The organism is Tardiphaga sp. P9-11 (genome assembly GCF_008329525.1).
In the GTDB taxonomy this organism is placed as follows: Bacteria; Pseudomonadota; Alphaproteobacteria; order Rhizobiales; family Xanthobacteraceae; genus Tardiphaga.
In genome coordinates this window covers 1-11,161 of record NZ_NPKQ01000001.1, presented here as the reverse complement: position 1 = coordinate 11,161, position 11,161 = coordinate 1, and the positions used below count along the sequence as shown (strand labels likewise).

Genomic DNA, 11,161 nt, shown 5'->3' with positions numbered 1-11,161 from the left:
ATCGGATGGCTCCGGCTCCGGCGTCAGCGCGTAAACAGCGCACTCAAATCGTCGACATCCAGTTCGGTGATGGCGCTGTGGCGTGGGTCCATCACCGCGGACTGGCCGATATAGGCCCAATAGAGAAATTCGGCCCGCGGCAGCGCCCGCTGGCTTTCCACCCCGGCCTCGATCAGCCATTTCGCCATATAGCCAACCCGTCGGGCATCCACCGAGGCGACCATTTTGGCGACATCTGCATCGGTCGAGGCCATCGCGCGGATGGCACGGTCCAGGCTGCGATCTTCGTTGAAAGCGAGCTTCATGAGATGGGTCAGACGTGCGGCTCCAGCGACCGAGGCGTCGATCCCCTCGATCACCTGATCGGTCGTCCGCTCCTGCCAGCGTTGCAGAAGCTGTAGTCGAAATTCAGATATATCTTTGAAATGCCAATAGAAACTTCCGCGCGACACATTCAGCCCGGTGGCCAGCGCACCGACTTTCAACGCGTCCGCACCTTGCCGCGCGAGGATCCTCAGCCCGTGATCGAGCCAGGCCGAACGCGTCAGGCGGTCCTTGGTCAGTTGGTCATCCATTCCCCAACCATACACATGTGTATTGACGAAATCCACGCTCCGGCGTTAATCTCCATGCAGAGGTGTATGGAATGGTCTGGCAGAATGCAGCGCTCGGGATGGCAGGAGTGATCGGGGCTGGCGTAGCCGTGTTCCACGGCATCCTGATCCAGCGTCTGATGGTCGCGCCATTCGAGGCCGTAGCAATGGCGGACAGGCGCTTTTCCGGCACAACGCGACGCCTGGTGGCTCCGCTGCTGCATTTTAGTACGGTCGTCTGGTTTCTTGGCGGAATAGCGTTGGTTTTCGCCGCCAATGTGTTGGACCGTGATGCCCGGCTCGCGATCAGCCTGCTGGTCGGTGGCACTTATTTGTTTGGGGCCGTGTTCAATTTCTGGGCGACGCACGGCCGTCATCCGGGCTGGATGCTGATGGCGGCGGCGGTCGCGCTGATCGCGTTCGGCACGATTGCATCAGGTGTTTGAGGTGAACATGCCATCCGCAAACCGTTGCTGTCTGTCCCGCATCCACTTCTCGCAATTGTCACTTGCCTCGTGCGGAGATCGCAAATGAGCGTGACCGGCCTCGATAGATGGTACAGCTTCATGCGGTCTCATGATCGGGCGATGCTGTGGGACCTGCTGCATCCGGATGCCGTGTTCGAAAGCCCGGTCGTGCATGCGCCGCAGCGGGGCCGTGAGATCGTGTTCAAGTATCTGACGACTGCAGAGAAAGTGCTGGGTGGCCCCGGCTTCGCTTACAAAGGCGAATGGCGCAGCGACAACGGCGCGGTGCTCGAATTCGAGAACGAGATCGAAGGCATCAAAATCAATGGCGTCGACATGATCACCTTCGCCGATGACGGACGCATTACCCACTTCAAGGTGATGGTCAGGCCGCTCAAGGCCATCAACCTGTTACACCGGTTGATGGGCGAGGAATTGGCGCGGCAATGAGCCGCCAGCTGCTTGCTTCATCTCCAATAACAATTGCGTAAATCTGACACGGCGGCGCCGTATCATCCGATCAATCGAATTCAAACCGAGAGAATTCCATGCCCAGCTACAAAGCCCCGCTCGAAGACGTCGGGTTCCTGCTCAACGACGTGTTTCAGTTCGATCGCTACAACAATCTGCCCGGCTTTGCTGACGCGTCCGCCGATGTGCGCGAAGCGATTCTGGGCGAAGCCGCCAAGCTCAGTGAAGAAGTGCTGCAGCCGCTGAATCGTGTCGGCGATCTCGAAGGCTGCAAGCGCAATGATGATGGCAGCGTGACCACGCCGAAAGGCTTCAAGGAGGCCTACAAGCAGGTCGCCGAGGGCGGCTGGCTCGGCCTCTCGGCTCCCGCAGAATTCGGCGGACAGGGCCTGCCGGTGACGCTGTCGCAGACCGTCGCCGAATTCCAGATCTCCGCCAATATGGCGTTCTCGATGTATGGCGGCCTCACCATGGGCGCGACCGCAGCGCTCATCGTGCATGGCAAGCCCGAGCAGAAGTCGATGTTCCTGCCGAAGATGGTCGCCGGCGAATGGACTGGCACCATGAATCTCACCGAGCCGCATTGTGGCACGGATCTGGGTCTTTTGCGCACCAAGGCCGCGCCGCAGGCGGACGGCAGCTACAAGATTTCCGGCACCAAGATCTTTATCTCCGCCGGTGAGCACGACCTTGCCGACAATATCATCCATCTGGTGCTGGCCCGCATCGAGGGCGCACCAGCCGGCATCAAGGGCGTGTCGTTGTTCGTTGTACCGAAGTTCATGGTCAATGCCGACGGATCGCTCGGTGCGCGCAACGGCGTGATGTGCGGCTCGATCGAACACAAGATGGGCATCCACGGCAACTCCACCTGCGTGATGAATTACGACGGCGCCACCGGCTGGCTGATCGGCGAAGAGAACAAGGGCATGCAGGGCATGTTCGTGATGATGAACGAAGCCCGTCTCGGCGTTGCCGTGCAGGGTCTTGCGCAGTCGGAAGTCGCCTATCAGAACGCCGTGGCCTATGCGAAGGACCGTTTGCAGGGCCGTTCGCTCACCGGGCCGAAGTCGCCGGACAAGCCGGCCGATTCCATCATGGTTCATCCCGACGTGCGCCGCACGCTGCTGACCATCCGCGCCTTCAACGAAGCCGCCCGCGCCATGGTGGTGTGGACCGCGCTGAAGAGCGACGTCGCGCATCGCTCCGACGATCCGAAGGAGCGTCAGGCCGCCGACGATCACATGGGCCTGATGACCCCGGTGCTGAAGGGCGTGCTCACCGATGGCGGCTTCGCCAATGCGGTGTCGGCGCAGCAGATGTTCGGCGGCCACGGCTATATCGCCGAATGGGGCATGGAGCAGTTCGTTAGAGATGCGCGCATCGCCATGATCTATGAAGGTGCCAACGGCATTCAGGCGCTCGATCTCGTCGGCCGCAAGCTGCCGCGCGACGGTGGCCGTGCCGCGATGGCATTCTTCGGCGAGGTCGCGGCCTTCGCCAAGGAGCATGGTGGTGACGAAGCCATGAAGCCTTACCTCGATCCACTCTCGAATGCGCTCGGTCATCTGCAGCAGGCGACCATGTGGCTGATGAATAATGCCATGATGAAGCCCGATAATGCCGGTGCCGGCGCCACCGATTACATGCAGCTGTTCGGCCTTACCGCCTTCGCCTATATGTGGGCGAAGATGGCCAAGGTCGCGCAGGACAAGATTGCCGCCGAAGGCGCGACATCCTATCTGACGACCAAGCTGGTCACCGGCCGCTTCTTCATGGAGCGGATGTTGCCTGAAACCGCACTCCATCTCGCCCGCATCCAGACCGGCAGCGCGACGACAATGGAGCTTCCTGCGGAAGCGTTCTGATAGTCTCTACTGCACTGCCACCACACACTTGGACTGTTATCCCCGCGAAGGCGGGGATTCAGTAGACACAGACTTCGCAGAGAAAGCGCAGACGTCGGAGTCTACTGGACCGCCCGGTCAAGCCGAGCGATGACAGCGTTTAAAGCCCGAACAACACGGCCAATCTCAAGGGAGACACCATGCCCGAGGCATATATCTACGATCACGTTCGCACGCCGCGCGGCCGCGGCAAGGCCGATGGCTCGCTGCATGAGGTGACGGCGCTAGCGCTCGCTACTGCACCGCTGAAGGCGCTCAAGGAGCGCAACAACCTCAAGCCGGGCACCATCGATGACGTCATCCTCGGCGTGGTCGATCCGGTCGGCGAAGCCGGCGGCGATATCGCGCGCATGGCGGCCCTCTCGGCCGGCTATGGCAATGACGTGCCGGGCATCCAGATCAACCGGTTCTGCGCTTCCGGCCTCGACGCCGTGAACTTTGCCGCGGCGCAGATCATGTCTGGCCAGCACGAAATGACCATTGGCGGCGGCGCCGAGAGCATGAGCCGCGTCGGCATTGGTGCTGCCGGTGGCGCATGGCCGGTCGATCCGTCGATCGCCGTTCCCGCCTATTTCATGCCGCAGGGCGTGTCGGCCGATCTGATCGCAACCAAATACGGTTTCTCCCGCGATGACGTCGATGCCTATTCGGTGCAGAGCCAGCAGCGCGCTGCCAAGGCCTGGGACGAAGGCCGCTTCAAGAACTCGGTCATTCCGGTGAAGGACATCAACGGCCTCACCATTCTGGCCAAGGACGAGCATATGCGCCCGTCCACGACGATGCAGTCGCTGGCCGCGCTGCAGCCGTCCTTCGTGACCATGGCCCAGATGGGCGGCTTCGATGCGGTGGCGATCCAGTCGCATCCGGAAATCGAAGGCGTCAACTACGTCCATCACGCGGGCAACTCGTCGGGTATCGTCGACGGTGCGAGCGCCGTGCTCCTCGGCAACGAGGCGGCCGGCAAGAAGGCGGGCTTGAAGCCGCGCGCGAAGATTCGCGCCTTCGCCAATATCGGCTCCGAGCCGGCGATGATGCTCACCGGTCCGGTGGACGTCACCAAGAAGGTGCTGGAGCGTTCCGGCATGAAGCTGTCGGACATCGATCTGTTCGAGCTCAACGAAGCCTTCGCCTCGGTAGTGCTGCGCTTTATCCAGGCCTTCGATATCGACAATGAGAAAATCAATGTCTGCGGCGGTGCTATCGCCATGGGCCACCCGCTCGGGGCCACCGGCGCGATGATTCTCGGCACTGTGCTGGACGAACTCGAGCGCACCAACAAATCGACGGCCCTCGTCACCCTCTGCATCGGCGGCGGCATGGGCACCGCCACCATCATCGAACGCGTGTAAGGAGCGGCCAACATGACCTTCAAGAATTTCAAGGTTGAGACCGACGCCGACGGCATCGCCCTCGTCACCTGGGATATTTCCGGCCGTTCGATGAACGTGCTCGACGTAGCGACCATCAAGGAACTCGGGGCGATCGTCGATCAGACCACTGCGGATGCCGCCGTGAAGGGCGTCGTCATCACCTCCGGCAAGGAAGCTTTCTCGGCCGGTGCCGATCTGTCGATGCTTGAAGGCATGGGCAAGGTGTTTGCCGAGACCAAGGCAGCCAAGGGCGAGGAAGCCGCGCAGCAGATGCTGTTCGACGAGAGCCGCAAGCTGTCGCTGACGCTGCGCAAGATTGAAACATCGGGCAAGCCATGGGTCGCGGCCATCAACGGCCTTGCGCTCGGCGGCGCGTTCGAACTGACGCTGGCCTGCCACTATCGCGTTGCTGCAGAAAACCCGAAGACGCGCCTCGGCCTGCCCGAAATCAAGGTCGGCCTGTTCCCCGGCGGCGGCGGCACCCAGCGCCTCGCGCGCATGCTGCAGCCGCAGGACACGATGCAGATGCTGCTGAAGGGCGAGGCGATCAATCTCGTCAAGGCGAAGGCGATGGGCATCGTCGGCGCGATCGTACCGGCCGCTGATCTCATCACCGCTGCGAAGGAGTGGATCAAGGCTGGTGGAAAACCCGTGGCGCCCTGGGACGAGAAGGGTTTCAGGCTGCCCGGTGGTCCCGTCTACTCCAAGCAGGGCATGATGATGTTCCCGGCTGGCAACGCGATCTATCGCCGCGAGACCTTCGACAATTATCCGGCCGCGCGTGCGGTGATGCAGTGCGTCTATGAAGGCCTGCAGGTGCCGATGGATGCGGCGCTGCGCGTCGAGTCCCGTCAGTTCGCGCATATCCTGCAGACCAAGGAAGCGGCGGCGATGATCCGCAGCCTGTTCCTGTCGATGCAGGAGCTCAACAAGGGTGCGCGTCGCCCGCAGAACGTGCCGCCGACCAAGGTCAAGAAGCTCGCCGTCATCGGCGCTGGCTTCATGGGTGCGTCAGTCGGCTTCGTCTCGGCACGTGGCGGCATGGACGTGGTGCTGATCGACCGCGACCAGGCCAGCGCCGACAAGGGCCTCGGTCATTGCATCGCGGCCATCGATGCTCTGATCGCGAAGGGCCGCGCCAAGGAAGCCGACAAGACCGCCTTGATGGCCAAGATCACGGCAACGGCCGATTTCGATGTGATCAAGGACTGCGACCTCGTCATTGAGGCCGTGTTCGAGGACCGCGCCGTGAAGGCCGAGATCTATAAGAAAGTGCAGTCGCTGCTGAAGGATGGCGCGATCATCGCGTCGAACACCTCGACGCTGCCGATCAACTCGCTGGCCGAAGAGTTCGCCGACCAGTCGAAATTCATTGGCATTCACTTCTTCTCGCCGGTCGAGAAGATGATGCTGGTGGAGGTCATCGTCGGCAAGAATACCGGCGACGTCGCGCTGGCGACTGCGCTGGATTATGTCCGCGTCATCGGCAAGACGCCGATCGTCGTGAATGATAGCCGCGGCTTCTTCGCCAATCGCTGCGTGCTGCGCTTTACGGCCGAAGGCCTCGAAATGCTGCTTGAGGGCGTGCCGCCGGCGATGATCGAGAACACCGCCAAGATGGCCGGTATGCCGGTCGGGCCGCTGTCGCTGTCGGACGAGATCGCGCTCGATCTGGTGCTGAAGATCATGAAGGCCACCGAAGCCGATCTGGGTTCGCAGGCCGTCGATCAGGCGCAGAAGAAGCTGATCGTCGAGATGGTGGAGAAGCAGGAGCGCTTCGGTCGCAAGAATGGCAAGGGCTTCTACGAGTATCCGCCGAAGGGCAAGGGCTCGAAAGCTCTCTGGAAGGGCATCGCCCCGCTGCTGCCGAAGCCGGTCGATCCCGACACGCTGGATATCGAGGAGCTGAAGCAGCGCTTCCTGGTCGTGCAGGCGGTGGAAGCCGCGCGCACGGTCGAGGATCACGTGATCGTCGATCCGCGCGAGGCCGATGTCGGCTCGATCCTTGGTTTCGGCTTCGCGCCGTTCACCGGCGGTGCGCTGAGCTATATCGACTTCATGGGAACCAAGAAGTTCGTCGAACTCTGCCACAAGCTCGAAGCCAAATACGGCTCCCGCTTCACGCCACCGAAGCTGCTCGAAGACATGGCCGCCAAGGGCGAGACGTTCTATGGCCGCTTCCCGCCGAAGAAGCTGGCTGCAGCGTAAGCGGACCTTACCTTTTCACAAACAAAAGAGGGCCGGATCATCGATCCGGCCCTTTCGCATTCTCACTTGATGCAGTCGGCTTACGCCGCCTTCATCAGGCCTTCCTTCTCCAGCGCAGCCTGCACCTGCGGGCGGGCCGCGACGCGGTCCTTGTAGGCCATCAGGTTCTTGAACTCGGAGAGGTCGATGCTCATCCGGTCGGCCCATTTCAGCATCACGAACAGATAGCCGTCGGCGACGCTGAAATCCTTGCCGAGCAGGTAGTCCTTACCCGCGAGCTGGCCATCGAGATATTTGAACTTGCCCATCAGGCGCGTCCTGAAGAAGCCCTTCACCTCGTCGTCGAACACCGGCTGGAACAGGGGGCTGAAGTTCTTGTGCAGCTCGCCGTTGATGAAGCCAAGATACTCCTGCAGCTGGCGGCGTGCGTCGCTGCCGTTGGCAGGCGCCAGATTCTTGGCGGCAGCCTGGTCGGCGATGTACTGCACGATGACCGGACCTTCGGTAACGAGGTCACCGCTGTCCAGGCCGAGCGCGGGCACCTGGCCCTTTGGGTTGATGGCGAGATAGTCATCGCCATTTTCCAGCTTCTTGGCTTTGAGGTCGACCTTCACGAGATCGTAAGGCAGGCCGGCTTCGAGAAGTGCGATATGAGGCGAGAGCGAGCAGGCGCCTGGCGAATAATACAGCTTCATCGAAAATTCCTCCCTGAAGACATTGGTTTAACCACGCGGGTGACTAAATGCATCTGCATGAAAGAGTCAAGATTGATGCAGCTGCATCAAATGGGCTAGGGTGCCGCCACCATTTGGACTGAGTCATGAAACGTAAACCTTCCACCGAGGCGACAGCCGCCTGGATCCGCCTGATGCGAATCCAGAGCCGGGTGCTGGACGGCGTCGAGCAGGACCTCAAGCGCGCCGGCTTTCCGCCGCTCGCATGGTACGACGCGCTGGCCGAGCTGTCGCGCTCGCCGACCGGCGAGATGCGCCCGGTCGAGCTCGAAAAGCAGATGCTGATACCGCAATATTCGACATCGCGGCTTATCGATCGTTTGGTCGACGAAGGTCTGGCTGCACGCCGCGAATGCAAGATGGACAAGCGCGGCCTGTTCGTCGAAATCACGGCTGCCGGGCGCGAGTTGCATAAGAAGATGGGCTGCGCCTACTCAACAGCGATCGAGAAACATGTCGGCTCGAAACTGTCCGACGCAGATGCAGCAAAACTGTGCGGCCTGCTCGACCGGCTCGGCTGCGCGTGCCAAGAAGCGGCACCGACAGTGACGTCGCCGGCCGCCAGAGACGCCGCGCCGGCGCGATGAACCTTAAATTTTTGCCTGCGTTCGCAGCCCGCATGGGCCGCGGGCGTCCCCGACACCGCGCGCAACTGATTGCAGCGCTTTTCATTCGGAATTTTCATGGCGCGTGACCAAATCGATATGACGCCGCTGCAGTCGCGCGACGAACTCGTGGCGTGGCTGGCGGCGGGTGTGAAGCCGCCATCGGAATTCCGCATCGGCACCGAACACGAAAAAACGCCGTTCACGTTGCAGGGTCACAACCCCGTGCCTTACGAAGGCTCGCGGGGCATCGGTGCGGTGCTGGACGGCATGAAGCATCTGCTCGGCTGGGAACCGATCATGGAAGCCGGCAATATCATCGGCCTCTATGATGTCACCGGCGGCGGCGCGATCTCGCTGGAGCCCGGTGGCCAGTTCGAACTGTCCGGCGCGCCGGTGGAGACGGTTCATCAGACGCAATCCGAATTGATGGCGCATCTGGCGCAGGTGCGCGAAGTGGCGACACCGCTCGGCATCGGATTTTTGGGCCTCGGCCTCACGCCGTCCTGGTCGCGTGCGCAGATCCCGGTGATGCCCAAGGGCCGCTACAAGATCATGACCAACTACATGCCCAAAGTGGGCCAGTATGGTCTGGATATGATGTACCGGACCTGTACCGTGCAGACCAATCTCGACTTCTCCTCCGAAGCCGACATGGTCAAGAAGCTCCGCGTCTCCGTTGCGCTGCAGCCGATCGCCACGGCTTTGTTCGCGAATTCGCCGTTCACCGAAGGCAAGCCGAATGGCTTCCTGTCGTTCCGGTCCGAAGTCTGGCGCGACACCGACAATGCGCGCTCGGGTATGATCCCGTGGGCGTTCGAAGACGGCATGGGTTTCGAGCGTTGGGTTGATTATGCGCTTGATGTGCCCATGTATTTCGTCAAGCGCGGCGACAACTATATCGATGTGTCCGGTTCGTCTTTCCGCGATTTCTTCGCGGGCAAGAATGAGAAGATGCCCGGCGAGCGGCCGACGCTGTCGGATTGGGCCAATCATCTCTCGACGATCTTCCCCGAAGTCCGTCTAAAGCGTTATCTCGAAATGCGCGGTGCCGATGGTGTGCCGTCGGATCGCTTGCCGGCACTGTCTGCGTTCTGGGTCGGCCTGCTTTACGATGACAGCGCCCTCGATGCCGCCTGGGACATCGTCAAGCACTGGACTGCCCAGGAGCGCCAGGCGCTGCGCGATGACGTGCCGAAGATGGGCTTCAAGGCCAAGGTCAAGGATCGCTATCTGTTCGAGATCGCCAAGGAGTGTCTGCTGCTGGCCCATGGCGGCTTGCGCCGCCGCGCCAGGCTGGATGCGCATGGCCGCGACGAATCCCGTCATCTGGAGGCGCTCGATCAGATCCTGGATGCCGGAAAGACTCCGGCCGAACAGATGCTCGACAAGTTCCATGGTGCCTGGGAAGGCTCGGTTGCACCGGCCTATAAGGAATACTGCTTCTAGATCAGCCGCTTGGCCGAGCTGAAAATCCGTTCATCCACGGTACAGGTGGCCGGCGTTCCAATGGCACTCTTCTTCACGCCGTTGCAAACCGCTGAAAGTCATCCCGCATGCCGAGGAACCTGTTCAGAGCGTGTCTGACAGCCTTCGCCATGCTGTTGCTGGCAGCCATTACGCCTGCCGAGGCGCAAACCAATTTCGATCGCCCCGGCGGTGATTATTCGCGCTCGGTCTCGCAGTCCGGCGATCCCGCCGAATGCGCACTGATCTGCGAGCGCGACAAGAAGTGCCGCGCCTGGAGTTTCAATTACCCGAGCGACAATTCCGAAAACGCCGTGTGCTGGCTGAAAGACAAGGTGCCGCCACGGATCGAGAGCTATTGCTGCGTCTCCGGCGTGCGCGGCGCCGGCGTTATCGAGCCCCGCACCGGCCCGGTGGAAACCTCGACCGATCGCTTTGGCGGCGACTATCGCTCGTTCGAGATCAAGAATGACGACAAGGCCGAGCGTGGCGATGCCTGCCGCGATGCCTGCCAGGGCGACAACAAATGCCGCGCCTGGACCTTTGCGCGCCCCGGCTATGCCGGAAAGAACGCCCGGTGTTTCCTGAAGAACGACATCAAGCCGCCGCGCCGCAAACCGGGATTTATCTCGGGCGTGGTGCGGTAACACGTGGCGACAGCAACGAGGAAGCTTAGCCCTTGTGCTTGTCGTGTCTGCAGGCACCCAGACATTGTGCCCTCGCCGATTTCCGATCAGCGATCAACCCGACATCACTCTGTCAACTAGCCTGCCATATATGTGGCAGAACTCCGCGGGCGCACTGCAGCCGGAAAACGCATCTGCATTAAAATGCGCAACATCGTGTGCAGCGCGAAGTGTGATGGATGCAGCAACGCAGAAACACACCGAGTGCATTTGGTCGTTCTTGCCGCGAAGATTTCCGCGTGCGCATCAGCCGAAGGGCTGCAAGGCCCGTAAACAAAGGCATTTCCGCGTGTCACGCTTGTGGGTAATTGCGAGAGTTGCGTCGTGCGATCACGCGCGCATGAAAAGAAACATCGAATAATTTTGCTGCGTCGCATTTTTTTCAAAAAAGCTGTTGCGTCTCTCGAAACCCCGGCCTATAGGTTCACTCCCTTCGGGGCGCTGCACACAGTCTTTCGAGACGCAGCCTGATGACTTCCACTAGGAATGATCAGAACGAAATTTTCTCCCTACCGGGGAGGGCAATGCTTCGGCGTTGGGCTGTTTGACAAGTTAAATTGAAGAAAGAGAAACGTGGACGGCGGAGTCCTTGCGGATCTCGTCTGATGAAGCTTCGGCTTCTGAAGCGAGGTCGGACGAAAGACTTCGGCGGT

The 11,161-nt window shown here is 61.1% G+C and carries 10 protein-coding genes; 8 read left to right on the top strand and 2 right to left on the bottom strand.

Annotation, left to right across the window (positions count from 1 at the left end):
* Positions 1–23: 23 nt before the first annotated feature.
* Positions 24–611 (bottom strand): TetR/AcrR family transcriptional regulator, encoded by a 588-nt coding sequence (locus CIW50_RS00050; protein ID WP_349636729.1) that lies wholly within the window; start codon positions 609–611, stop codon positions 24–26.
* 92 nt (positions 612–703) lie between these two features.
* On the opposite strand from CIW50_RS00050, the gene CIW50_RS00045 reads away from it, so the two are divergent.
* From CIW50_RS00045 to CIW50_RS00025, 5 genes are all read left to right on the top strand, one after another.
* Positions 704–1,039, top strand: a complete 336-nt coding sequence (locus CIW50_RS00045) for a hypothetical protein (RefSeq protein ID WP_197738337.1) — start codon at positions 704–706, stop codon at positions 1,037–1,039.
* 84 nt (positions 1,040–1,123) lie between these two features.
* On the top strand, positions 1,124–1,510 hold the full coding sequence (locus CIW50_RS00040; RefSeq protein ID WP_149529276.1) for a nuclear transport factor 2 family protein: 387 nt from the start codon (positions 1,124–1,126) through the stop codon (positions 1,508–1,510).
* Positions 1,511–1,608: 98 nt separating this feature from the next.
* On the top strand, positions 1,609–3,399 hold the full coding sequence (locus tag CIW50_RS00035) for an acyl-CoA dehydrogenase C-terminal domain-containing protein (RefSeq protein WP_149529275.1): 1,791 nt from the start codon (positions 1,609–1,611) through the stop codon (positions 3,397–3,399).
* A gap of 179 nt (positions 3,400–3,578) precedes the next feature.
* Entirely contained in the window at positions 3,579–4,787 is a 1,209-nt protein-coding gene (locus CIW50_RS00030; RefSeq protein ID WP_149529274.1) for an acetyl-CoA C-acetyltransferase, read from the top strand.
* Positions 4,788–4,799: 12 nt separating this feature from the next.
* Complete coding sequence (locus CIW50_RS00025) at positions 4,800–7,016, top strand: 3-hydroxyacyl-CoA dehydrogenase NAD-binding domain-containing protein (RefSeq protein ID WP_149529273.1); 2,217 nt, start codon at positions 4,800–4,802, stop codon at positions 7,014–7,016.
* Positions 7,017–7,096: 80 nt separating this feature from the next.
* Here CIW50_RS00025 and gstA read toward each other — a convergent pair whose 3' ends face one another.
* Positions 7,097–7,711 (bottom strand): glutathione transferase GstA, encoded by a 615-nt coding sequence (gstA, locus tag CIW50_RS00020; protein ID WP_149529272.1) that lies wholly within the window; start codon positions 7,709–7,711, stop codon positions 7,097–7,099.
* 125 nt (positions 7,712–7,836) lie between these two features.
* On the opposite strand from gstA, the gene CIW50_RS00015 reads away from it, so the two are divergent.
* The 3 genes from CIW50_RS00015 (at position 7,837) to CIW50_RS00005 (ending at position 10,469) form a co-directional block, all read left to right on the top strand.
* Positions 7,837–8,337: a MarR family winged helix-turn-helix transcriptional regulator gene (locus tag CIW50_RS00015; RefSeq protein WP_149529271.1), complete on the top strand. Its 501-nt coding sequence runs from the start codon at positions 7,837–7,839 to the stop codon at positions 8,335–8,337.
* A 96-nt stretch (positions 8,338–8,433) separates the two neighbouring features.
* Positions 8,434–9,804 (top strand): glutamate--cysteine ligase, encoded by a 1,371-nt coding sequence (locus CIW50_RS00010; RefSeq protein WP_149529270.1) that lies wholly within the window; start codon positions 8,434–8,436, stop codon positions 9,802–9,804.
* Positions 9,805–9,953: 149 nt separating this feature from the next.
* Positions 9,954–10,469 carry a PAN domain-containing protein gene (locus tag CIW50_RS00005; RefSeq protein ID WP_149529269.1) on the top strand — a complete coding sequence of 172 codons (516 nt, stop codon included), beginning with the start codon at positions 9,954–9,956 and terminating at the stop codon, positions 10,467–10,469.
* Positions 10,470–11,161: the final 692 nt, after the last annotated feature.

Excerpts from the sequence above, each read along its gene's own strand:
- CIW50_RS00040 (WP_149529276.1), top strand. The coding sequence starts at position 1,124 with ATGAGCGTGACCGGCCTCGATAGATGGTACAGCTTCATGCGGTCTCAT.
- CIW50_RS00035 (WP_149529275.1), top strand. The coding sequence starts at position 1,609 with ATGCCCAGCTACAAAGCCCCGCTCGAAGACGTCGGGTTCCTGCTCAAC.
- CIW50_RS00030 (WP_149529274.1), top strand. The coding sequence starts at position 3,579 with ATGCCCGAGGCATATATCTACGATCACGTTCGCACGCCGCGCGGCCGC.
- CIW50_RS00025 (WP_149529273.1), top strand. The coding sequence starts at position 4,800 with ATGACCTTCAAGAATTTCAAGGTTGAGACCGACGCCGACGGCATCGCC.
- gstA (WP_149529272.1), bottom strand. The coding sequence starts at position 7,711 with ATGAAGCTGTATTATTCGCCAGGCGCCTGCTCGCTCTCGCCTCATATC.
- CIW50_RS00015 (WP_149529271.1), top strand. The coding sequence starts at position 7,837 with ATGAAACGTAAACCTTCCACCGAGGCGACAGCCGCCTGGATCCGCCTG.
- CIW50_RS00010 (WP_149529270.1), top strand. The coding sequence starts at position 8,434 with ATGGCGCGTGACCAAATCGATATGACGCCGCTGCAGTCGCGCGACGAA.
- CIW50_RS00005 (WP_149529269.1), top strand. The coding sequence starts at position 9,954 with ATGCTGTTGCTGGCAGCCATTACGCCTGCCGAGGCGCAAACCAATTTC.